Origin of the sequence: Streptomyces bikiniensis, from assembly GCF_000716625.1 — a bacterium.
Lineage (GTDB): Bacteria > Actinomycetota > Actinomycetes > Streptomycetales > Streptomycetaceae > Streptomyces > Streptomyces bikiniensis.
Map to the genome: position 1 here is coordinate 35,153 of NZ_JNXJ01000048.1, position 22,139 is coordinate 57,291.

Below are 22,139 nucleotides of genomic sequence, written 5' to 3' on the forward strand. Positions count from 1 at the left end.
GCGGAACACTCCTTCGTCACAGCTCGTAGGCGACCGGGGCGGGGCGGGCGGACGGCGGTGGCGGGGGGCCGGCGTCGCCGGTGTTCGCGGTCCGTTCTTCGAGGGCGGCCGCCTGCGCGGCGATGGTGGTGAGGTCGAACAACTCCCCCACGCGTACCGTTCCGGGCCACTGCTCCTCCAGGGCGCTGTACAGCTCGATGACCTTGAGCGAGTTGCCGCCGACGCCGAAGAAGTTGTCGTGGGGGCCCGCGTCCTCGTGTCCCAGCACCTCGGCCCAGATCTTCCGGACCGTGTTCCGGAACGCGGACGGCCCGTCCTCGGTCCCGGGCCGGGGCGCGGTCCGCTCGCCCCCGTCCTCGTCCCCGTCGGCGAGCCGGGAGCCGGGCTCCCCCGGGGCGGGTACGAGGGCGGCGAGCGACCTGCGGTCGGCCTTGCCGGTGGAGGTGAGCCGCATCCGGTCGAGCTCGACGAAGCGGTGCGGCAGCGCCTGCTCGACGAGGTGGAAGCGGCAGTGACGGCGCAGTTCACGGGGGGCGGGGACGGTCCGGTCCGGCGCGGGGGTGAGGAACGCGGTCAGGACCGGTTCGCCGTCCGCCGGTCGTGTGCAGGTCACGACGGCCTGGTCGACGTCGGGGTGGGCTTCGAGGGCGGCCTCGACGTCGCCGAGTTCGACGCGGGCGCCGCGGATCTTCACCTGCTGATCGATCCGGCCGTGGTAGTGCAGGGCCCCGGTGGCGTCTCGGTGCGCGATGTCGCCGGTGCGGTAGAGGCGGGCTCCGGCGGGGCCGAACGGGGAGGCGACGAAGCGTTCGGCCGTGAGGCCGGGCGCGCGGGCGTAGCCGAGGGCGACGAAGGCTCCGCCGACGTACAGTTCGCCCTGCTCGCCGGGGTCCGCCTCGCGCAGTCGGTCGTCCAGGACGTGGGCGGTGGCGCCGGGCCAGGGGCGGCCGATGGGGACGCGTTCCGCGTCGGGGTCGGGCCGGCTCTCGACGGTGCAGGAGACTACGGTCTCGGTGGGCCCGTACTCGTTGACGAGCCGGGCGTCCGGCAGCTGCGCGCGATGGGTCCTGACCAGTTCGGGCGTGCAGGTCTCGCCGGCGACGACGACGACCCGGAGGCTGTCCGGGAGCCGCTCGGGGCCGGCGAGGAGCAGCCGGTAGTAGGACGGCACGACGATGAGGTGGGTCGCCCGGTGGCGGTGGGCGAGCCGGGTGAACTCGGGAGCGAGCCGGAGTTCGCGCGAGGTCGGCAACAGCAGGGTGTGGCCGTGGGAGAACGACCAGAACATGCCGGCGAGCATGCCGTCGAAGGAGAGGCGCATCGCCATCAGGAAGACCGACGGGGCGGTGCCGTAGACGGCGCCGCGCGGCCGGACGGAGTCCGCGAGCTGGCGGCGGGTGACCACGACGCCCTTGGGCGGGCCGCTGGATCCCGAGGTGTAGACGAGGTAGGCGGGGGCGTTCTCCGGGACCGGGGGCGCAGCGGATGCGGCCGTGCGGGCCCCGGCCTCGGCGAGGGCGGTGAGATCGAGGTCCTCGGCGGGCAGGAGGGGCGGCGCGTGGGGAAGGCGGGCCAGGGTCCGGTCGTCCCGGCCGCCGATGACGACGGCGCAGTCGGTGTCGTGCAGGAGGGCCCGCAGCCTGGCCTCGGGAAGGTCGGGCTCCAGCGCGGCCCAGGCGGCGCCGACGCGGAGCGCGGCGAGGACGGCGACGACCGCGGCGGCGCTCTGTTCGAGCCGGAGGCAGACCGTGGTCCCGGGGCGGGCTCCGGCCGCGCGCAGTCGCGCGGCGAGTCCGGTGGAGGCGTCGGCGAGTTCGCGGTAGCGGAGCACGGTGTCGCCGACGACGAGGGCGGTGGCGCGGGGGGTGCGGTCGGCCTGCGCGAGGAAGGCGTCGAGCAGCGGCACCGTCGGTGCCGGGGCCCTGCCGGCCCGCCCGGCGGTCACGTCCGCCCCCTCGGCGGCCGCTTCGGCGCCTTCGCCCCGTCCGGCCGCTCCGGTCCCGTGGACCGGGCCGGCGGGCGCTCCCGTCCTCTCGGTCCGCTCGCTCGTTCCGGCCCGCTCAGCGGTCACTCCGGCCTCCCGGTGCGGGGCGGACGAGCAGTCGGACGTGGCTGCCGGGCTCGCGGACCGGGTGGTCGGCCGGCACTTCGAGGACCATCGGCGCCCCGTCGCCCGTGTCCCGTGCGACGGGCGCGTATCCGGCGAACCGCAGGGTGACGAGCATGGTGCGGTTGACCGCGGTCGGTACGAAGTGGGTGACGGGTCTGCGGCCCTCGGCGCGGGCCTGCCGGACGATGTGGGAGAGCATCAGCTCTCCCGCGCCCCGGGACGCGACCCGGCAGGACATCAGCATCAGTCTCAGCACCGACTCCGTCGGGGTGAGTTCGGTGACGGAGAGGCCGACGACGCCGTAGTCGCCGAATCGGTCGCTGAGCCGGGCGAGCCTGACCTGGTGGTCGGGTGCGGCGATCAGGCGGCGCAGGTCCTCCTCGCCGTAGACCAGGCCGGTGCTGTTGAGCTGGTGGGTGCGCACGGTGAGTTCGCTGGCGCGGGCGAGGTCGCCCTCGGTGGCCGGGGCGATCTCCATGACGAGGCCGAGCGAGGCGAGGAACGCCCGCCGGTCGCCGCCGGACTCCTCCTCGGCCTGGCGGCGGCGCCATTCGGTGCGGTAGAGCAGGCGTCGGCCCGCCGCCTCGGCGGTGACGTGCGCGGGGCGGAATTCGGGGAGTTCCGGGAGCTGCCCCGCGAGGTCGGCGGGGTAGCAGCGGACCATGGGGAGCGCGGCGGCGACCTCGGCCCGTTCGGCGGGGTCGTTGTCGATGAACGCGACGGTGTCGAGGCCGATGTTGAGGGTCTCGGCGATGTGCCGTACGGCGACCGATTTGTCGCCCCAGCCGATCCGGGCCGCGCAGAACCATTCCCCGAGCCCGGTGGCGTCGAGGTGGGCGGTGGAGGTGTCGTGGTCGCCGCGGCTGACGGCGGCGTGCAGGATGCCGCGGGAGTCGAGGGTCTTCAGGGTCGTCGCCGCCGGCGGGAAGGGCGGGGGGACGTCGCCCTCCAGGACGACGCCGTCCCAGAGGGTGTCGTCGAGGTCCCAGACGAGGCACTTGACGGTGGGCCGCGCGGCGGGGGCGGTCACGTGACCGCTCCGAAGCGGCGTAAGAGCTGTTCGGCCATATGGGATTCGGCCACTTCCTGGGCTCCTTCGATGATCTCCATGACCTTGGCGTCCCGGTAGTGCCGTCCGGCGCGGCTGTCCGGGGCGATGCCGGCGGCGCCCAGGACCTGCACGGCGGCCCGGCCGGCCTCGGCGCCGGCGTCGGCAGCCGCGTACTTCGCCATGATCGTCTCGGTGACGCCGTGACCGGGGCCGCGGGTTCTGGCGCGTGCGGCCCGGGCGGCGAGTTCGCGGGCGGCGGCGGCCCGGACCGCGCTCCGGGCCAGGAGCGCGCCGACCGACTGGTGGCGGCCGAGCGGCACCCCGCCCTGGAGCCGGGTCGCGGCGTGCGCGGCGGCGTCGGCGACGCAGGCCTCCGCCATGCCGACGCAGCCCCAGGCGACGGTGTAGCGGCCGTGGTCGAGGGCGGTCGCGGCGACGTGCGACAGTCCGGCGCCGGGCGGGGCGATCCGGTGGTCGGCGGGGATCCGGACACCGTCGAGGGTGACGTGGGCGATCCCAGCGGCGCGCATGCCGAGCTGGCCGGTGACGGACTCCCGGTGGACGCCGGGCCGGTCGGTCTCGACGAGGACGGTGGTGAGTCCCTCCGCGTGGCGGCCGAGGACGAGCAGGACGTCGGCGCTCTCCCCGAACGTGACCCATCTCTTGCGGCCGGTGACGAGGAGTCCGTCGCCGGAGTCCTCGACGGCCGTCGTCACCTCGCCGAGCGCGCTGCCGGCCCCGTCCTCGGTGGCGGCGAAACCGGCGGTGAGGGTGCCGTCGGCCAGGCGCGGCAGCCAGTCGGCCCGCTGGGCCCGGGTCCCCCAGCGCAGCAGTGCCGCGGCGACCATGGACTGGACGGTGAGCAGGCCGCGCAGGGCGCTGCAGACGCCGCCGAGGTGGGCGGCGACCTCTCCCAGGTCGGCCGGGGCGAGGTCCCGTCCGCCGTGCCGGGAGGGGAGATCGGCGGCGAGGAGGCCGGTGGCCGCGAGGGCGCGCAGGACGTCCGGCGGCACGTGGCCCTCGGCGTCCCACCGGCTCGCGGGTTCCCGGGCCCGGGCGGCGAGTTCGGCGGCGGCGGCGACCAGGGGCGAGGTCCCGGTCGCGCCGTCCGCCTCAGCTGTCGCCGGCATGGACCGGGGCGGTTTCGGCGTCGGCCTTCTTGGCGTGCACGAAGGCGGTGAGGCGGCGGGCGGTGCGGAAGCTGTCGAGATCGAGGTCCTCGACCTCGACGGTCAGCTCGAACCGGTCCTCGACGTGGGTGACGAGTTCCAGCGCGAACAGCGAGTCGACGAGCCCGAGGGCGAAGTAGTCGTCGTCGGGGCCGACCTCCCTGCGCAGGGCCTCGGTCAGGAAGCGGGTGATCTCGTCGAGGGTCTCTGCGGATCCACGGCTCATGCGATGCTCCCCGGTCCGCTCGGCGGACCCGTCTCGACCAGCAGGACGCTCCATGCCGCCACCGGGCTCACGTTGACGAGGACGGCGAGGTCGCCCTCGGCCAGTTCCTTGCGGTCCAGGGCGGTGGAAAGGTTGAGGAAGGTGTCGTTGGCGCCCAGGTGGCCCAGGGCGCGGAGGTTGTCCCGGCAGGACGGCAGCAGGGCGATGTCGAGGGACTCCTCGATGAAGGCCAGGCCGCCGGCCGAGAGGTTCTGGCTGGCGTAACCGGCGATGTCGGCACGGGTGAGCCCGTTGCGCGCGAGGAGTTCGGCGACCAGTTCGGCGAGGCGGTTCCTGGTCTCCATGGCCAGCCGGAAGGAGTAGCCCGGCGGGTCGGAGCACTTCTCGCGCCATTCTGCGGTGGGGCGGTCGCGGTACTCCAGGCCGAAGAGGTCCCAGTAGCGGCCGTTGGTGCGCTGGACGAGGTCGAGGAGGTGGACCGGCGCGGCGGAGCGGGGGCGGCCGAGCAGGAGCGCCAGACCGCTGTCGCCGTTGACGGTCACCGGGTGTCGATAGCGCCGGGCGGCGGCGGGCTTGCTGCCGTGCACGACGAGCACGGGCCCGAGGCCGGGGTCGGCGGCGAGCAGGCCGCGGGCGGTGAGCAGAGCGGGGGTGGAGGAGACGCAGCCGAGTCCGCCGACGGAGAAGGTGAGCGCGGTGTCCGCGCCCAGCGCGTGCTGGAGCCGGGTGGCGTCGGAGCTGATCAGGGTCTCGGGGGCGCGCGGTTCGACGAGGATCAGGGCGCCGAGCGCGGCGGCCGGGATCCCGGCGGTGTCGAGGGCGTCGCGGGCGGCCCGTTCGGCGAGGCCGGCGGCGGTGAGTCCGTCGTCGACGGCAACGGTGTCGATGCCGAGTCCGTGGCAGGTGAGACGTTCGGCCTCGTCGAGCCCGGCGAGTTCAGGGAGGTCCGCGAGGGGGCGGGGGCAGTCCGGCAGGTGCCGGCCGACCGCGTTGATCGCGACCCTCGGTGCGGTGGTGCGGAACGTGCCCTCGGCGCCCATGTGGCTCCCCGGGTTTCGACGCTTCGTCAGCGGAACACTAGAGAGGATATACGATATTGCGCAAGTACGTAATAGCTTAATTCTGGAGGTCCCCCATCTGGAATGCTGGGGTCCTCCCGACGTCTCCCACCGTGAAAGGCGCCATCGTGCAATCCCTCTGGAAACGCCACGGCCTCGTGGTCGCCGCGGGTGCCGTGTGCATCCTCGTCAACCGTCAGGGCATGGGCCCGTTATGGTTCACCGGGATCGCCCTGCTCGTCGGCGGCCTGCTGATGCGCCGTGCCATGACCCTCGGTCAGCGGCCGCGTGACGAGGTCCCGCCACTGCCGCTCGCGATCCCGGTGTCCGGTCGCTGGATGGCCCGCAACGGCCCCGCGACCAAGGTGCCCAGCCACACCCACAACCTCGCGCAGACCTATGCCATCGACCTCGCCCGGCGCCCGGCGCCGGAGCCCGTCTGGCTCTGGCCGGTGGCCCGTCGCCCCGAGTCCTACCCGTCCTTCGGCGAACCCCTGTTCGCGCCCGCCGACGCCCGGGTCGTGTCCGTCTCGGACCGGCAGCGCGACCACCTCACGCGCACCTCGCTGTGGGGACTGTTCTACGTCCTCGCCGAGACCTTCGTCCGTTCCCTCGGCAGCCCCCGGCACCTGCTGGGCAACCACGTCGTCCTCGACCTCGGCGACGGCGTGTACGCGGTCTTCGCGCACCTGCGGCGGCACTCGGTCAAGGTGGCCGCGGGCGACCTGGTGAAGCGGGGCCAGACGCTGGCCGAGTGCGGCAACTCGGGCAACTCCGCCGAACCACACCTGCACTTCCAGCTCATGGACGGCCCCGACATCACCTCGGCCCGCGGCCTCCGCTTCACCTGGCGGTTCCGGGACGACGACGGCGAGGAGCACGAGGGCGCCCCCGCCGACAACACCTGCTTCGTCCCGGTCGACTCGCTCCCGCCGGTCCCCTACAGCGCCCCGTGATCCGGTTCGAGCAGGAAGCGGGCGAACCTCACGCGGCCGTCCTCGGCGAACTCGCCGAAGACGAAGACCTCCTGGGTCTTCGACGGCTTGCCGCCCCGGCTGGTGGTGTACCGGGCCGCGAAGCGGTTGCCGTCCCGCAGCGCCTCGTGCACCTCCACCGGGTACGTGTGCTTCCGGGCGCGGCCCTCCTCCAGCGCCTTCAGCACCCCTGACCGCTGCAGCGTCTTCCCCCCGATCTCGTGCACGGCGTCGGGGGTGAAGAGCCGGTCGTACACCTCGGCCACCGGCAGCGCGCTCTCGTACCCGTCCGCGTAGTAGGCGTGCAGGAAGTGCGCGGGGTCCTGCGCCGGCGTCGGCTCGACGCCGGCGTCGGGCCGCGGCGCGGGTACCGTGCCCGGCGCGGGACGGGCCGCACTGTCGTACGTCGTCTCCCCCCCGGCACCGGACCAGCCGGCTCCCGTCGTCGCGAAGGTCGTGGTGCGCGCCACCCGGCCGTCGTCGGCGATCTCCGCGAAGACCGCCGTCTGCGTGGCGCTCTGCACCTTCCACAGCATCGGCGTGCTGACCGTGTACCGCGCGGCGGCGAGGCGCCCCTCCACGTTCACCTCGTGGATGTGGAGCTCGTACGGCGCGCCCAGGGCCCGCCGCGACTCGATGTCGCGCAGCAGCTTCTTGCGGTCCCACACCTTCCCGTTGACCACGTGGGTCCCCTCGGGCAGGTGGTAGCGGTCCCACACCTGCTCGACCGGCTCCGAACCGTCGAACGCGTCGGCGTGGTAGGTGCGCAGATATCCCGTGAAGTCTTCGGCGGCGAGAGTGTGGTGGGCGGTACTCATGCTGTTCTCCTGGCTGTCGGGCGGGACGTGGCACCACCCCCCGGACCGAGGGGCGGCGGGGTGGACAGGTGGAACTCGCGCCGCAGGGCGGCCCGGGCGGCGAGGTGGCCGCACATGCCGTGCACGCTCGGCCCGGGCGGAGTGGACGCGGAACAGAGATAGACGCCGGCCAGCGGCGTGCGGTACGGGTTCCAGGTGGGCACCGGCCTGAGCACGGACTGCGTGAGCGTGATCGCCCCCGCGCCGATGTCGCCCCCCGGATAGTTCGGGTTGTACCTCTCGTACGCGGCCGCGGAGATGCCCCGGGCGGCGATCACCGTGTCGGCGAAGCCCGGGGCGTACCTCTCGATGCGGCGGGTGATCAGCGGCACCGGGTCCCGGTCGTCGCCGTTCGGCACGTGTGCGTAGGCCCACAGCGGGCGGCGGCCGCGCACCGCGCGCCCGGGGTCCGCCACCGCCGGGTCGACGAGGAGGACGAACGGCTCGTCGGTCGGCTCGCCGCGGGCTGCGGCGTTCTCTGCGGCCAGCGTCTGCGCGCGGGTGCCGCCCAGGTGCACGGTCCCGGCCCGTCCCACCTCCGGATCGGCCCACGGCACGGGCCCGCTGACGAGGAAGTCCGCCTTGGCGGCGCCGGGGCCGTAGCGGAACCGGCCCAATGCCCGCCGGTAGGACGCCGGGAGCCGGTTCCCCGCCAGGGCGAGCAGCCCCTTCGGCGTCGTGTCCAGCATGATCACCGGGGCGTCCAGCTCGGCCAGGTCCGTCACCCGGTGACCGGTGTGCACCACACCGCCGTGCGCCCGCAGGTCTGCCACCAGCGCCTCGGCGATCCGGACGCTGCCGCCCCGCGGCAGGGGCCAGCCGCTCGCGTGGGCGAGGTGCCCGAGCAGCAGCGCGATGGCCGCGCCCGGAAGGCTCGGCAGCCGCCCCACCGCGTGCGCGGCGACCCCTGTGAGCAGGGCTCGGCCGGCCTCGGTGCGCAGCCCGCCGTCCCGTAAGAGGTGGTTCAGGAGACGGGGACCGAGCAGTGCGGGTGCGGCGGGGTCCTCCGGGAGGGTCCGCTGGCCGGACAGCACGAAGTCGGTCACTCCCCTACTGTGCCTCACCAGCGGTGCCATCAACCGCCGCCAGTGCGGCCCGTCCGCGCCGAGCCCGGCCGCCGTCCGCGCCAGGTCGCGATGGGCGAGCCCGGAGACACCGCCGTCCAGCGGGTGTGCGTAGCTGACCGGCGGGTGCAGCAGGTCGACCCCGCGTGCTCCCAGGTCGAACTCACGGAAGAAGGCGGACGCCGCCGCCATCGGGTGGACCGCCGCGCACACGTCGTGCCACACCTCGGAGTCGAACAGCGCCTCCCCGCGCAGGCCACCACCGGGGGTGTCGGCCTGCTCGTGGACGTGCACCGTCAGACCGGCGCGGGCCATGGTGACGGCGGCGGCCAGCCCGTTGGGACCGCTGCCGACCACCTCGACGTCGGGACGGCTCACGCGGGCGCCGCCTCGGTGGCGAACTGCTGCCCGGCGAGCCGCCGGTACACCTCGTCGGTCTCGATCAGCTCGTGGTGGGTGCCGATCGTCCGGATCCGGCCGTCCTCCACGACGAGGATCCGGTCCGCGTGCACCACCGTCGACAGCCGGTGGGCGATGGCGAGCACCGCGCACTCCCCCGCCGCCTCCGTCATCGTGTCCCGCAGCGCGGCCTCCGTGTCGCTGTCCAGGTGCGCGGTGACCTCGTCGAGCAGGATCACCTCGGGCCGCTGGAGCATCGTGCGGGCGATCGCGAGCCGCTGCCGCTGGCCGCCGGAGAGACCGGCTCCGCGCTCGCCGAGCTCCGTGTCCAGACCGTCGGGCAGTCCGGCCACGAACTCCTCCAGGGTCGCCAGCCGCAGCGCCCGGGTGATGTCGGCGTCGTCCGCCTCCGGATTGGCGTACGTGAGGTTCTGCCGGATCGTGCCGCGCAGCAGCGGTGCGTCCTGCTCCACGTACCCCACCATCGCGCGGAGTTCGGCGAGCTCGAGAGTGGCCGTGTCGTGGCCCCCGACCCGGATCGTGCCGGACTCCGGCCGGTAGAAGCGCTCGATCAGCTGGAACATCGTCGTCTTGCCGGCGCCCGAAGGACCCACGATCGCAGTCAGGCCGCGGCGCGGCAGGGCGAAGGAGACGTCGTTCAGGACCGGCGCGCCCTCGCGGTACGCGAAGCCGACTCCCTCGAACTCGACGGCCGGGACGGTGTCCGCGACGGGCCGGCGCTCCGGCACCGCCCGGGCGTCGCCCTCCTCCTCCTGCGGGATGCCGCCCAGCTCCTTGACCCGCTGGACCGCCGCGCGCCCCTGCTGGATCTGGCCGATCGACATGAACAGCATCACCAGCGGCGCGACCACGTAGAAGAGGTACATCACGAACGCGGTGAGGTCGGCGGGCGACAGCGAACCGGTCGCGACCCGCGCCATGCCCCAGGCGATGACCACGGCCAGCGACAGCTGCGTCCCCACGTTCATCATCGGGGTCAGCAGCGCGCTGAACCCGGTCACCCGGATCCCGCTCGCCCGGACCCGCCCGGCGAGCCGGCCCAGCTCCTCGGTCTCCCGCTCTTCCGCGCGCGACGCCTTGACCGTGGTGATCGCGCCCAGCACGCGCTGCAGGCCGGAGCCGAAGGCGCCCACGTTCTGCCGGGCCTGGAGGGCGGAGACCCGCACCTGGCGGGCGAGCAGCAGCGCGATCCCGCTCGCCAGGCCCAGACAGGCGACCGTCACGAGCAGCAGTTTCCAGTCGAGCCGGGCCATCAGGACGACCGAGCCGATCACCATGAACACGGAGGACACGACCTGCGCCAGGGCCTGTGTGATGACCAGGCAGGCGATGGAGGTGTCGGACACGGTCCGCGCGAAGACGTCCCCGTGTTCGAGGCGCGAGAAGTGCGGGAACTGGCTGCGCAGCAGCCGGCCGCCGAGGACGCGCCGCACGTCGAACGTGATGTTCTCGCCGGCCCGGCCGATCGCGTACGCGTGCCCCGCGCTGAGTGCCGCGTCCGCGACGAAGAAGACCGCGATGAGCGTGATGGTGCCGGCGATCGGCTCGCCCGACGCCACGCCGTCGATCAGCCGGCCCAGCATCCACGGCTGGGCAAGCGTGGCGGCCGCGCCCACCAGGCCCATGCCGACGCCGGCGATCAGCAGGGCCCGGTGGCCGCGGACGATCTCCCGGAGGTTCATGCGGGCTTGGTGTACGAGGCGATGAACAGGCCGGCGGCGGGGACGTACGGGTTGCGCTCCCAGTCGCTGTAGTGCCCCTCGGGGACCAGGCCGGCGTCCCGGGCGTACCCGTCCACCTCGTCGGGCGTCAGCAGCCGCACCGTCTCGGTGCCGATGCGGTGGGTGCCGTCCGCCTCGTACCAGACCGTGGACACCTGCCAGATCCGCTGGTCCGCCACGAGCATCGCGTGCAGGTGGATGGCCGTGTTCGGCTCGGGGTACGGCAGGAAGATCGACGCGCGGGTCCGGCCCTCGTGCTGGGCGACGACGCCCGGCCGGTTGTGCGCCTCGACCACCAGACGGCCTCCGGGCCGCAGCTGCTCGGCGGCGCGGGCGATCGCCTCCCGCTGGCCGTCGGGGTCGAGGACGAGCGAGAGGGTGGAGCAGACGCAGTAGACCAGGCCGAACTCGCGGCCGGAGCGATAGGTCCGGATGTCCGCCAGCTCGGCGGTCACCTCTCCCCTGTCGCCTTTCTTCTCCAGGGCGGCCAGCATCTCCGGCGAGGAGTCGACACCGAGCACGGGGCCGACGCGGTGCGACAGGGGCAGGGCGATCCGGCCGGTGCCGACGCCGAGCTCCAGCGTCCCCGAGGCGGGGTCCGGGTGGAGCGCGGCGAGTCCGTCGACGGTGGCCCGGGTGGAGGCGTCGTCCTGGAAGATGCGGTCGTACCAGCCGTCGAACTGCTTGCCGTACCCGATGTCCGCGATGGTCATCGCTTCTCCGTTCCTGTGTGAGTGGTGCCGCCGTGCGGAATGCCGGGCCCTCAGGCCGCCTTCAGGAATCCGGGCGCGGCAGCGACCATCGGCTGGTAGGTGGAGACGTAGAGGACCTCGGGGTCCTCGCTGTCGTCATGACCGCTGGCGCGCACGACGGAGAACTGGAATCCCCGCGCGGCGGAGACGTCCTGGGCGTCCCTGATCTGCTTTCTGATGAACTCGGTCAGCACCCGGAAGGAAGGAGAGCCCGTCGGGTCCTCGCCCTTCGCGATGTTCTTGATGATGGCGCTGCAGATGTCGAAGACCGCCTTCTCGGTCCGCCGGGACGAGAACCAGAACGCCTGGATCATCCGGCGGTTCTCGATCAGGTCCAGTTCGATCCAGGGCGAGGTCTCGCGGTTCTCGTCGAGGGTGCGGTAGAGATAGTGGTAGTCGTGCGTCGCGGGATTCGGCGCGAAGAACTTCCAGTTCGGCACGAGCGAGAACAGGTCCTTGTTCCGCCCGCGTTCGAATGCCGGGTGCGGGTGCTGCGCGGCCAGTGTCGTCAGGAGCAGCGCGGCCCCCGCCGCGCGCGTGACGGCGCCCGGTCCCGTGAGGGCGTCCTTGAGGAACGCGGCGGCCTTCACTTCGACTCCTCCACCTTCTCCGGTACGCTCCCGGCCGGTTCGCCGCCGGCGCCGGCCGGCGGTGTGCAGTGCTCCTCCACGAAGCCCGCGATCAGGTCGGCCACCGTCCGCGCGTGCCGGGCGTCGGTCAGGATCGTGTCGTGCCCGCCCCGCTCGACGACCGTCACCTCGCCGTGGCTGCCGGCCTCCTGGTGGGAGCGGACGAGGTCGTGGTACATGAGCAGCTGGTCCGGATCCATGTCGACCGTGACCTGCGCGGCGACGACCAGGCCCGGGGCCGGTACGGGGGGCAGCTCGCCCTCGTAGGCCTCCAGTTCCGCGCGGACGGCCGTCCACTCGCGGGAGGCGGCCTGCCAGAGACGCGCGTCGGTGTAGAGGGCGAAAGCCTTGTCCCGGTACGAGTACGGCAGGTGGTCCACCCAGCGGGGGCGGGTCATCAGGGCGCCGGTGCCCAGTCGCGTCCAGCGCGCCAGCTCGGCCAGCGACGTGGTGAACAGCTCGCTGCCCCGCCGCTGCCGGTCCGACCGGATCAGCTGCGCCGGGTGCGTCGGGTCGAGGTAGACGACGCCGGCCACCCGGTCGCCGAGCTGCTGCGCCACCCGGCGGTTGAGCTCGGCGCCGAGGGAGTGCCCGACGAGCACCACCTTGCGGTCGTCCGGCAGGGCACCGCGGATCAGGTCCTCCAGGTCGTCCACCGACTCCTGTACGGAATAGGGGGCGTCCCGCAGCCGGCGGCTGGGCCCGTAGCCCGCGCGCGCGTAGCTGAGCACCGGTTGGCCGATGTCGAACGCGAGCCGCTCGATCATCCACGAGAAGTGCTCGGTGGTGGAGGCGAGGCCGTGGCTGAAGACCAGGACGGGACGGTCGGCCAGGTCCTGGCCGCCGACGTCGTACGAGAGCGTGTTGCCGTACCGAGTGGTGACGGTACGGGAGTTGGGCCAGCCGGCCAGCGCGTGGGCGCGGCGCTGCGTGGCCACGACACCCGCGGCGGTGACCCCGGCCGCGAGGAGCACGAGGGCGGTCTTGATCATCCGGTCGTCGCGGCCGGCGACCACCGGGAACGTCTTGGGCGCGGACGTGTACGCGACCATCGGGTGCATCGCGGGGAACGCCGTCATGAAGCGGCCCAGTCCCATCACGAAGGCGTTGACCACGTGGAAGCTGCCGACCGCGCCGATCATCGGCCGGGTCATTCGCCCGCCGGCCAGGTAGACGACGGGGAAGAGGCACTCCATGGCCAGGACCGCGTGCTGCGTGACCTTGCTGGCGCGCGGGTAGCGCTGCGTCAGCCGGTAGGCGCGCTCGAATCCGTAGGTGCGGGTGCGCAGGACGCCGGGAAGGGCGGAGCCGTCACGCCACTTCGTCCCGGCCAGCTTGGCCAGGCCGGACAGCGAGTACGACATGTTCGCCTGGATCGCCAGGTACCACATCAGGGCGTCCTGGACCTCGGGGCTGCGGGACAGCCGCGCGAGGCCGGTGACCGCCTGGACCTGGGTGGCCACCTGGTCGGAGCCGTCCGTGCCGTAGCGGTGGCGGGCCTGCAGGACGGTGGTCGTGAGGCCGAGGTAGAGGTCGCCCGCGGCGCGCCACCGGCTGTTGCCGGGGGCGAGCATCGCCAGGCTGCACGCCACGCGCGAGGCGTGCAGGGCCATCGTGGTGCGCCTGCCGCTCACCAGGTCGGTGAGCTTCTGAATGGCCGGCATCTTGCTCTCCGGCGTCTGCCTCATGATGTCCCAGTCGTTGAGGCCGCCCGGCCTCAGGTTCCGGTGCTGGTGCAGGTATTCGAGGGACGAGGAGAGGCTGGAGAGAGCTGCGAGGCGTTCCGATATGCCGATCGCGCGAGTTCGTGAAATCGGTATCGGGGAAAAAATCGCACGGGAAAGCCGCTTTAAGACATTCATACCGAAGTTTTACTCCGCGTCGAATCGGCTGCGGGTGCTACCGAACGGTAGGATCGGGTGCCTGCCGGGCCACGATTCCAGCGTGGCCCGGCAGGTCTCTCCGCCTCCGGACTCAAGCTCCCGGAGGGTGTTCCCGAGAAGTCGCCAGGACTCCTCGCGCGGTGCTCACTCGGAAGCGAGCACTCAGTCGTTCGCCCCGGCCTCGTACGCCTGGACGGTGACCCACGCCGCGCCCGCGCCGCCGGCGAATCCCACGCCGAAAGCGATCAGCGCCGGGGTGGCCTGCACGGGCATCATGGCGCCGAACTCGCCGTGCGCCTCGTCCGAGAGGTGCTGCGGGGTGACAGCGACGACGCTGTCCACGATCCTGCTCATTTCGGTTTCCTCCTGAGAGTCGGTCGTGCGGGATGGAAAGGGGTCAGCCGTTGACGCGGCCGGTGACGTAGGCGCCGACCACGGCGCCGGCGCCGACCACGGCACCGCCGACGTACCAGCAGGTGGCCACCGCGGCCGGGGTGGCCAGGACCGGCGCCGCGGCGTCGTCCTGGTAGCCCTGCTCCAGGGTGCCGAAGTCCTGCGTGTTCATGAATCCGGCGATCTTGTGCTCCATTACCGGTATCTCCCGTCTGTTCGTGGCGAGTAAGACGTCCGAGCTGGGACCGAAGGCCCTCCCGGGCCGCAGGACATGAAAGGGGTTGCTCGCCGCACTGTGCCGGAAGAGTCGAAGGACCCCGTCGACCGAGGTGCACGACTCTCGACCTACGCGCGTCACAAAGAAAGCCGGAATCACTGATTCCCGTTTCCGTGATCGCGCGACGCCTCCAAAACCGGTTCCACGCCCGTGCCACCCGGAACAAACGCCTGACGGCTCGTCAAGACGTCGGCATCCGTTTTTCGAGTGCCTGTTCCCATGGTGCGCGGATCACGCTAGCCGACGATCGATCGCCTGCAACAGGCCACCAGAACCTTCTGACTTGATCCGGCACGGCCGACCTAAAGATCTTGACGCTCCGGACGCATCCCTACGTGCCCGTTCCCGGAAGATGCCCGAGTTAAAGCACCAGTAAAGGTTGTCCATATAGCACCTAATTCCGGCCGGAAGATCATGGAGGTCACCCGTCGACGCCCCAGCGGACGCGTCGGCCGCCGAAGCACCCGTGCACGATGCGGGGCCGGCGCGGCCGGCGATGGAAGAACCGGAAGTCAGGAAGTACGGACCGACCTGGCCCTCACGGCCGGCGAGCCATGCCCGTACGGCCTTCGAGCGGTGGGCCGAGCACCGGCCGGCACCCGGACACACCTTCCTCCTTCACCCCGTTCCGACCCTCCACCAGCACGGACAACGGCGTCAGCCGCACGATTTCCCGCGTGTCCGACGATCACGTCCACACATCCTTCACCCGACCGTTCACGCGCAGCAAGCGAGCCCGAAACCAAGCGTTTCGGATCAATGAGGACATCACCTGCCTTTGGGCAATACTTTACGAGTACGACGCACGCCACATTGCGACCCAAGGCTCGGATACCCCCACCCGTAAGCCACCTGGCTAAAACCTGGTGGCCGCCTCGAACGAAACCAGACTGAACTGAAAGGTGGCGAAAATTCGTTTGCCCCTTGAAGGTGGATGCGCCCAAGGCTTCCGGCATATTTACCCGGGATAGTCGCCTTCCCCACGGCGCGACGGATCGGGCGCTCATGCGAGAAGCAAGAGAGTCACGTCTTCGTCGACGAGCTGTGGCGTCGTTGCGGGAGCGGCAAGGACGGCTTCGACGCGGTGCGCGGCACCGCATCAGCTCCACCGTCACGCCCGGCGACCTGCTCACCCCCGGGAACGAGCCGGGCGGGCACGTCGCCCACCACGGAGTCACCGGAAGGGCCGACGCGACCGCACAGCACAACGATCAGGATTCCCGGCCCCTCGATCCCACCACCGGCCGCCGGCTGACCTGGCCGCACACCGGCGTGATGCCACGGCAAGCGGAACCCCTCTCTCATCTGACAGCGAAGAACTCCCGACCCGGACCGGAACCGGCCAAGCACCCGCACCCCGCCCGGCACCGCAAACGGGGGCGCGACAGGCACGACAAGACGACGGACGGACACCCCGGCGTAGGCGGCGGCGAGCACGGCCAGAGCGTCAGCCTCAGCGTCGCTGATCCAGCCCGTCAGGCGGTCTTCATCGGCCACGTCGTCGGGCAGTTCCAGAACCGGGTCATCAAGCCGGAACCGGCACTCCCTCTCCTCGCCGGACCACACGGTCAAGGTGGCCGACGGCATGTCCACGGGCACGGCGATCTTGTCGTGGGCCAGGAGCCAGGCGACCACCACCGCCCGGCCAAACCACGGGCGGGTACCGGCCCCGGCAGCGGGAGCAGGGGCGGGGAAGTCGTCGTGGCGGCGGTGCCAGTTCACCACCACCGCCCGTCCCACCCCCGCCATCCGCACGACCTCCGCCAGGAACACCGCACCCCCCTCCGGGCCGGGGCCGAGGGGGGCGAGCACGGTAAGCCGGGAGCGGCGGCCCAGGGCGAGAGCGCACAGGGCCCACCAGTCCACCGACGGGCGTACGACGGGCAGCAGGGCGATGTCCCGACCGGAATACAACAGGACGTCCATGACCCCGCCCCGGGCACGCTTGCAGTCGACCCCCACCATGCCGATGGGGGTGATCCAGCCGAGGCGCACGATCTGGTCCCACTCGGTGCGGCGCACGCCGAGGCGGCGGGCGGCCCGGTCGGGGCCAAGGGGAACATGGCGATCCAGGAGGGCGGGCAGGTCCCGGCGCCGCGCGAGGGCGGCGACCTGCTCGGGGTGCACGTCCGGGGTGGTGGTGTCGGCGCCGAGATAGGCGAGGAGGCCGGCGCGGACGAGGTGGCCGATCGCCGTGGCGGTCACGGGCGGCCGAACGGCAACGGCTCCCCCAGCGCTGCGGTCAGCCGCTCCGCCGCCCACCATGCCGACGCCGGACCCGGGAGCGCCGCGCGGATGCCCTCCGCGTCGGCGGCCTCCACCACGGCCCGCGGCCACCGGCCCGGCCCGGCATCCGGCGCCGGGACGCCCCCGAGGCCGCTGCCCACCGCCAGGCCGCCACCGACACCTTCAGGCGGCCCGCCGCCTCGCACACGCCGTACGCCTCCCACATCTCTCGCTCCTCGTCTCGCACCGGCATGCGGCCCGCCGACCGGACCGGAACCGAAAGATGCCGGATTTTCATGCAATGTGTAAATAGGTGTTCGTGGCAGGGGGATTGGGGGTGTGCCGCTGGATCCGCGCTCGCGTACGCGAGGGAGAGATTCACTCCGACGGGTGATCGACAAGGACCCCCCGGGAACGGTGAAACCCCCCGCATGAGCGGGGGGTTTCGCTGGGGGCGCCGGGGGTGGGACAGGCCCCGAGATGCGGCCGCCGCCTCCCGTACAGGGGTGGACAGGAAGCCAGTGGACGGGCAGCCGGGAAGCGGTGAACAGCCGGCATCCGAGCGCCCACGACCACGGTGGAGCCTCGCCCCCTCGCCGCGGCGACACGGAGAAAGAGAGGGCACCGTCCGGCGCATCGGCAGCAGCACGATCGAGCGGCCCCGCCAGGCATTGTCCCATAACTCAGAGCAGAGGATGTCGAGTCGCCATAGACGGATCGGCTTGTCCGGTTACCATCCCCATCGCGCCTTCGACTGGACCCCGGCCAGCGGGTTGAACCGGACATCGGCAAGCGGTGCTGAGAGTTGCAGAACAGTCTTCAGCCCGTTCAGGCCTGTACACCCCACGCCTGAACGGGCTTCTTCAAGGAGGAGTTGACGGACGTGCAGTAGGCATACGAGGTAGTGCCGGCAGCCGCCTTTGCCCCCTGAGCAGTCTTTCCGTTCTTGCAGAGTGCCACTCCGATGAAGGCACCGCCGCCCGTACACTTGACACCCGCGGTGTTGGAGTCGTTCCACACGACACTACATCGCATCGCCCTGGCGTCGACCGAATTCGCAGACGCACTTGCCCCGTTAACTACGGCGGCGGAGGCCGCAAGGGCAGCGACAGCTAAAACACTTCCAAGCTTACGCTTCACGATTCTCCCTCTTCTCGAGATTCAACTGCCACCTTCACGTGGCCTTCTCATCCAGACCCTACGGCCACCCGAAATACGCTTCATACCGCGGCGGTTTGGTTTGCGGGTAAACCCTTGCGGTAGCCGTGCAGACACTGAGCTGTTTCCAACCTCAGTTTGAGCAGGTCAGATACAGGGTGAGGACCGCACCCGCAGCAACCGCTTCAAGCGCTTCAAGCGCTTCAAGCGCTGAACACTTCGCGAAGCGCTGCAGACGGTCGCGAGCCGGCAGGTCGGCAACGACGATGGAAGACGGATCAGCGCGCCGGTTCCGATGTGCCTCGCGCCTGGTCGCGGCCGGCGACCACCAGGTATCCATCGCTCTCGGGGTCGAAGGTGGTGGACTGCACCGTGAGCCCGACACTCCGCAACTGCGCCACGAGGTCCTCGTACTGGTAGGGCCAGATGGACAACCGCTCCGAGCAGGCTCGCACTGCCCCATCCGGCTCGATCTGGGCGACCACGATCTCGAGGAAGTGTTCCTGCTCCCAGCGCTGCTCGATCTGCCAGTAGTAGCTGACGACCGCATCGCGGTCGTTGCGGCGGATGAGTCGATCGCGGACGTCTACCCGTGAGCCGGCGGAGCGCACGAGCTCCCAGTTGCGTGAGTGGAGCACAAGGCGTCCGCCCGGGTTCAGCAGCCGCGACATCGCTTCCAGTGCGGTCAGGCGCTCGGCTGCGCCCTCGGCGTGCCCGAGCGAGTTGCCGACGCAGAACACCAGATCGAACGTGGAGTCCTCCAGGTGGTCGGGCAGCTCGTCCCAGCTCGCGCGGAGGGCTCGAAGCGAGACACCCTGCTCGTCGGCGGCCTTCTCGGTCCGGCGAACCATCCCATCACTGGCGTCTGCGGCAACCACGTCCAGGCCAAGACTCGCGAGACCGACGGCGAGCTGGCCGGTTCCACACGCGCAGTCGAGGACGCGCGCGTTGGACGGCAGAGAGCCCACGACATCGCTGTAGTAAACGGCGGCTGCCTGGGCGGGGGTCAGCCTGTCGTCCCCGATCAGCCACTCGTATACGTCGGAGAGCGCCCCATAGCCAGCCACCGCGATAACCTCCATCACTCGACGACGCGCGGGCTAGACCGCGCCTGCGATTCGGTCCCTGCGCCTCGCACTGTGCCGGGCCGTGTCAGCGAAGCATTGAGCAGGACCCAACCACTTCCGGTCGCTGAGACTCCACCGGATTTCACGGGAAACCGCGGCACGCCGCACCGACGCAGGTCCCTACTCCACCAGCGCCGCATCGGCCACGATGGGCGCAGTTGCGGTGTCTGACCGCGAGTTGGACTGTCCTGCGCAACGACCAAGCTCCTGGTAGACGGGTTCTCAACCAAGATCACCCACGTCGGCCAGGAGCTTCGTGTGGTTGCCTCCCCGTCCTCGATCGATCCGTCCAGCCGCACCTTGCGGTTCCTGACCGGACAACTGACAGCCCGGCGTCAGGAGATCGGAATGCGGTGGCGGCGCCTTTCCCCCCCCGTTACCTTTTTCGTGGCTCCGCAACGGGGCCTCCGACCTTCGGGTCCGGCATGACTTCCCCCCCTTGTTGTTCATGATCCGGGGGGTGGTGTCACCGGGTTCGGAGGCATCGACGGACCGCTGATGAGGGGCTTGAGCACCGGCTTCACCCAAGGCCGGAAGAGCTCTCCGTAACGTGGATGTGGCAGCTCGGTGCCCAGGCAAAGCCGGACGAAAAGCGTGATGGAGGGGCCTGCGCGTGATCGACACCGGCGACATCGACGTCTTCCTCGGCCTGGACGTCGGCAAGGGCGAACACCACGCCACCGCCGTCACCCCGGCCGGGAAGAAGGCGTTCGACAAGCGCCTGCCCAACACCGAACCCAAGCTCCGCGAGCTGTTCGCGAAACTTCAGGCCAAGCACGGGACGGTGCTGGTCGTGGTCGACCAGCCGGCCTCGATCGGAGCCCTGCCGCTCGCAGTCGCCCGCGACATGGGCTGCCCGGTCGCCTACCTGCCAGGGCTGACGATGCGGCGGATCGCCGACCTTTACCCAGGTGAGGCGAAGACGGACGCGAAGGACGCGTTCATCATCGCGGACGCGGCCCGCGCCATGCCGCACACGCTGCGGGCGATCGACGGCGAGGACGAGACGATCGCCGAGCTGGAGATGATCGTCGGGTTCGACGACGACCTGGCCGGCGAGGCCACCCGGGTCGCGAACCGGCTGCACGGCCTGCTGACCCAGATCCACCCGTCGCTGGAACGGGTACTGGGGCCGCGGTTGCAGCACCCGGCCGTCCTGACGCTACTGGAGCGGTTCGGGTCACCGGCACAGATACGCAAGGCGGGTCGAAGGCGGCTGGTCACGCTGCTGCGGCCGAAGGCACCGCGAATGGCCGAGCGTCTGGTCGAGGAGATCTTCGCCGCCCTGGACGAGCAGACCGTGACCGTTCCGGGGACCGAGGCGGCCACGCTGATCGTCCCGAGCCTGGCCGGGTCCCTGACCGCTGTGCTTGACCAGCGGAAACTGCTGGCCGGGCGGATCGAGGAACTCCTGGAGGACCACCCTCTTTCGAAGGTCCTGACGTCGATGCCGGGAGTCGGCGTCAGGACCGGAGCCCGCATCCTGATCGAGGTCGGCGACGGCAGCACCTTCCCGACCGCCGGCCACCTCGCAGCCTATGCCGGTCTCGCCCCTGCCACCCGGAGTTCCGGTTCATCGATCCGCGGCGAGCAACCCTCCAGACGGGGAAACAAGCAGCTCAAACGGGCCTTCTTCCTCTCCGCGTTCGCCGCCCTGGGCGACCCGGCATCCCGGGCCTACTACGACAAGAAGATCGCCCAGGGCAAGCATCACACCCAGGCCCTGCTCTGCCTCGCCAGACGACGAGCCGACGTCCTCTTCGCGATGCTCCGGGACGGAACCTTCTACGAACCCCAACCCGTCCGAGCGACTTGAGACCTGCTTGCCCTCCGCCCAAGCTCATGGTCGGCTACGGCCATGGGGGACGAGAATTCCGAGCACTTGGCACTCATCCGTCGCTGGCTCGCGGGCGAAACCGTCAACAACACCGTCGGCATCAAGGTCGTCAGTGGCCCCTTCCACGGACGGACCAAAATCGTCGAGCTCGACCAGTCAGGACTGCCACCCGCAGGCTTCCGAGGTCGCACCGGTCGAACATCAGGACCCTGGAACTCCGCCGCCAAACACATCTACCTGGCAGTTCGAGCCCCCGACACCTCTGCGGGCTGGATCTACGAATACGCAGGCATCGACACAGCGGCGGATGGCTGACGCACGCTCCGCCGCCACCGGGGGCACCCCAACAGCTTGACCAAAGAGATAGGGGCCCCCCGCACGTCAGGCACTGCTCGTCCTGGCCCATCTACGGTGCGGTGACACCTACGCCCAGCTCGCTGCCGGGTTCGACATCGGGATCGCGACCGTCTACCGCTACATACGTGAAGCCGTCGAGGCCCTGGCCGCCCTCGCCCCATCCCTGGCCGAGGCGGTGCGGACGGTCCGGGCGAAGGCGTTCGCCATCCTCGACGGCACCCTGTTGCCGATCGATCGCATCGCCGCCGACACCCCGTACTACTCCGGGAAACACAAACGCCACGGCATGAACGTCCAGGTCCTCACCGATCCGTTCGGCCGTCTGCTCTGGGCCTCGCCAGCCCTGCCCGGCTCGACTCACGACCCGACCGCCGCGCGGCAGCACGGCATCATCGAAGCCCTCGCCGATGCGGAACTCAAATGCTGGACGGGCAAGGCATATCAAGGCGCCGGCGGACCTGTCCGTGTACCGTTTCGGGGCCGCGGCCTCAAGAGATAGAAGCGTCGCCACAACACCACCCACGTCAAGATCCGCTGCCACGGCGAGCGGGCCGTGGCCACCATCAAGGGCTGGCGTCTCCTGCGGAAGCTCCGCTGCAGCACCAACCGAATCACCGACGTGGTGAAGGCCGTCCTCGTCCTTCACCACGCATCAGCGTGAGGTTGGAAAAGGCTCACTGCCGTGGATCGCCGCACACCGCCGCCTCGCCCGCGACTACGAGCAGCAGCCGGCACACTCCGAGACCATGATCCGCTGGGCCGTGATCGGCATCATGGTCCACCGACTCACCCGCGGCCGACCGGCAACCCGACCAAGCCCCCGACCCCTCACACACGTCAATCATTGAGC

The 22,139-nt window shown here is 71.2% G+C and carries 18 protein-coding genes and 2 pseudogenes; 5 read left to right on the forward strand and 15 right to left on the reverse strand.

Translation table 11 applies throughout. From position 1 onward, the window contains the following. Positions 1–16 precede the first annotated feature (16 nt). The 5 genes from OO47_RS28370 to OO47_RS28390 are packed head-to-tail and all read right to left on the reverse strand — an operon-like array spanning position 17 to position 5,596. Positions 17–2,071: a non-ribosomal peptide synthetase gene (locus OO47_RS28370; RefSeq protein ID WP_051716315.1), complete on the reverse strand. Its 2,055-nt coding sequence runs from the start codon at positions 2,069–2,071 to the stop codon at positions 17–19. Next, positions 2,061–3,140: an HAD-IIIC family phosphatase gene (locus tag OO47_RS28375; RefSeq protein ID WP_030221119.1), complete on the reverse strand. Its 1,080-nt coding sequence runs from the start codon at positions 3,138–3,140 to the stop codon at positions 2,061–2,063. The genes OO47_RS28370 and OO47_RS28375 overlap by 11 nt, the downstream gene beginning before the upstream one ends. Then, the gene (locus OO47_RS28380) at positions 3,137–4,291 is read right to left on the reverse strand and encodes an acyl-CoA dehydrogenase family protein (protein WP_051716316.1); all 1,155 of its coding nucleotides are present in this window, start codon (positions 4,289–4,291) and stop codon (positions 3,137–3,139) included. Before OO47_RS28380 ends, OO47_RS28375 begins: the two co-directional genes overlap by 4 nt. After that, on the reverse strand, positions 4,275–4,556 hold the full coding sequence (locus OO47_RS28385) for an acyl carrier protein (RefSeq protein WP_030221125.1): 282 nt from the start codon (positions 4,554–4,556) through the stop codon (positions 4,275–4,277). The genes OO47_RS28380 and OO47_RS28385 overlap by 17 nt, the downstream gene beginning before the upstream one ends. Beyond that, complete coding sequence (locus tag OO47_RS28390; protein WP_051716317.1) at positions 4,553–5,596, reverse strand: beta-ketoacyl-[acyl-carrier-protein] synthase family protein; 1,044 nt, start codon at positions 5,594–5,596, stop codon at positions 4,553–4,555. Before OO47_RS28390 ends, OO47_RS28385 begins: the two co-directional genes overlap by 4 nt. Positions 5,597–5,742: 146 nt before the next feature. Between OO47_RS28390 and OO47_RS28395 the strand changes: the two genes are divergently transcribed. Next, positions 5,743–6,570, forward strand: coding sequence for a M23 family metallopeptidase (locus OO47_RS28395; protein WP_033210586.1), 828 nt, complete (start codon positions 5,743–5,745; stop codon positions 6,568–6,570). Here OO47_RS28395 and OO47_RS28400 read toward each other — a convergent pair. The 10 genes from OO47_RS28400 to OO47_RS28445 all read right to left on the reverse strand — a co-directional run bounded on the left by OO47_RS28400 (position 6,555) and on the right by OO47_RS28445 (position 19,050). Beyond that, entirely contained in the window at positions 6,555–7,406 is an 852-nt protein-coding gene (locus OO47_RS28400) for a nuclear transport factor 2 family protein (protein ID WP_030221133.1), read from the reverse strand. The genes OO47_RS28395 and OO47_RS28400 overlap by 16 nt on opposite strands. Beyond that, positions 7,403–8,887 (reverse strand): phytoene desaturase family protein, encoded by a 1,485-nt coding sequence (locus OO47_RS28405; protein WP_030221136.1) that lies wholly within the window; start codon positions 8,885–8,887, stop codon positions 7,403–7,405. The genes OO47_RS28400 and OO47_RS28405 overlap by 4 nt, the downstream gene beginning before the upstream one ends. Next, complete coding sequence (locus OO47_RS28410; protein WP_030221139.1) at positions 8,884–10,611, reverse strand: ABC transporter ATP-binding protein; 1,728 nt, start codon at positions 10,609–10,611, stop codon at positions 8,884–8,886. The genes OO47_RS28405 and OO47_RS28410 overlap by 4 nt, the downstream gene beginning before the upstream one ends. After that, positions 10,608–11,363: a class I SAM-dependent methyltransferase gene (locus tag OO47_RS28415; RefSeq protein WP_030221141.1), complete on the reverse strand. Its 756-nt coding sequence runs from the start codon at positions 11,361–11,363 to the stop codon at positions 10,608–10,610. Before OO47_RS28415 ends, OO47_RS28410 begins: the two co-directional genes overlap by 4 nt. 50 nt (positions 11,364–11,413) lie before the next feature. Next, positions 11,414–11,992 carry a hypothetical protein gene (locus tag OO47_RS28420; RefSeq protein ID WP_030221144.1) on the reverse strand — a complete coding sequence of 193 codons (579 nt, stop codon included), beginning with the start codon at positions 11,990–11,992 and terminating at the stop codon, positions 11,414–11,416. Continuing rightward, positions 11,989–13,695: an alpha/beta fold hydrolase gene (locus OO47_RS28425; protein WP_234323327.1), complete on the reverse strand. Its 1,707-nt coding sequence runs from the start codon at positions 13,693–13,695 to the stop codon at positions 11,989–11,991. Before OO47_RS28425 ends, OO47_RS28420 begins: the two co-directional genes overlap by 4 nt. Positions 13,696–14,076: 381 nt before the next feature. Continuing rightward, positions 14,077–14,268 carry a hypothetical protein gene (locus OO47_RS28430; protein WP_030221150.1) on the reverse strand — a complete coding sequence of 64 codons (192 nt, stop codon included), beginning with the start codon at positions 14,266–14,268 and terminating at the stop codon, positions 14,077–14,079. 43 nt (positions 14,269–14,311) lie between these two features. Then, positions 14,312–14,503, reverse strand: coding sequence for a hypothetical protein (locus tag OO47_RS28435; RefSeq protein WP_030221152.1), 192 nt, complete (start codon positions 14,501–14,503; stop codon positions 14,312–14,314). Positions 14,504–15,607: 1,104 nt separating this feature from the next. After that, the gene (locus tag OO47_RS36520; RefSeq protein ID WP_051716319.1) at positions 15,608–16,789 is read right to left on the reverse strand and encodes a hypothetical protein; all 1,182 of its coding nucleotides are present in this window, start codon (positions 16,787–16,789) and stop codon (positions 15,608–15,610) included. Between the two features lie 1,457 nt (positions 16,790–18,246). Next, positions 18,247–19,050 (reverse strand): class I SAM-dependent methyltransferase, encoded by an 804-nt coding sequence (locus OO47_RS28445; RefSeq protein ID WP_199812352.1) that lies wholly within the window; start codon positions 19,048–19,050, stop codon positions 18,247–18,249. A 658-nt stretch (positions 19,051–19,708) separates the two neighbouring features. Between OO47_RS28445 and OO47_RS28450 the strand changes: the two genes are divergently transcribed. The 4 genes and pseudogenes from OO47_RS28450 to OO47_RS38185 form a co-directional block, all read left to right on the forward strand. Next, positions 19,709–20,911, forward strand: coding sequence for an IS110 family RNA-guided transposase (locus OO47_RS28450; RefSeq protein ID WP_030221159.1), 1,203 nt, complete (start codon positions 19,709–19,711; stop codon positions 20,909–20,911). A 42-nt stretch (positions 20,912–20,953) separates the two neighbouring features. After that, entirely contained in the window at positions 20,954–21,247 is a 294-nt protein-coding gene (locus tag OO47_RS37025; RefSeq protein WP_158708711.1) for a hypothetical protein, read from the forward strand. A gap of 64 nt (positions 21,248–21,311) precedes the next feature. Further along, a pseudogene (locus OO47_RS33645) lies at positions 21,312–21,950 on the forward strand (transposase family protein); the annotation flags it as partial. Positions 21,951–21,972: 22 nt separating this feature from the next. Beyond that, positions 21,973–22,137, forward strand: a pseudogene (locus tag OO47_RS38185) (IS5 family transposase); the annotation flags it as partial. Positions 22,138–22,139 lie beyond the last annotated feature (2 nt).

Excerpts from the sequence above, each read along its gene's own strand:
- OO47_RS28380 (WP_051716316.1), bottom strand. The coding sequence starts at position 4,291 with ATGCCGGCGACAGCTGAGGCGGACGGCGCGACCGGGACCTCGCCCCTG.
- OO47_RS37025 (WP_158708711.1), top strand. The coding sequence starts at position 20,954 with ATGGGGGACGAGAATTCCGAGCACTTGGCACTCATCCGTCGCTGGCTC.
- OO47_RS28430 (WP_030221150.1), bottom strand. The coding sequence starts at position 14,268 with ATGAGCAGGATCGTGGACAGCGTCGTCGCTGTCACCCCGCAGCACCTC.
- OO47_RS28410 (WP_030221139.1), bottom strand. The coding sequence starts at position 10,611 with ATGAACCTCCGGGAGATCGTCCGCGGCCACCGGGCCCTGCTGATCGCC.
- OO47_RS28425 (WP_234323327.1), bottom strand. The coding sequence starts at position 13,695 with ATGCCGGCCATTCAGAAGCTCACCGACCTGGTGAGCGGCAGGCGCACC.
- OO47_RS28415 (WP_030221141.1), bottom strand. The coding sequence starts at position 11,363 with ATGACCATCGCGGACATCGGGTACGGCAAGCAGTTCGACGGCTGGTAC.
- OO47_RS28435 (WP_030221152.1), bottom strand. The coding sequence starts at position 14,503 with ATGGAGCACAAGATCGCCGGATTCATGAACACGCAGGACTTCGGCACC.
- OO47_RS28390 (WP_051716317.1), bottom strand. The coding sequence starts at position 5,596 with ATGGGCGCCGAGGGCACGTTCCGCACCACCGCACCGAGGGTCGCGATC.
- OO47_RS28385 (WP_030221125.1), bottom strand. The coding sequence starts at position 4,556 with ATGAGCCGTGGATCCGCAGAGACCCTCGACGAGATCACCCGCTTCCTG.
- OO47_RS28445 (WP_199812352.1), bottom strand. The coding sequence starts at position 19,050 with ATGGAGGTTATCGCGGTGGCTGGCTATGGGGCGCTCTCCGACGTATAC.
- OO47_RS28400 (WP_030221133.1), bottom strand. The coding sequence starts at position 7,406 with ATGAGTACCGCCCACCACACTCTCGCCGCCGAAGACTTCACGGGATAT.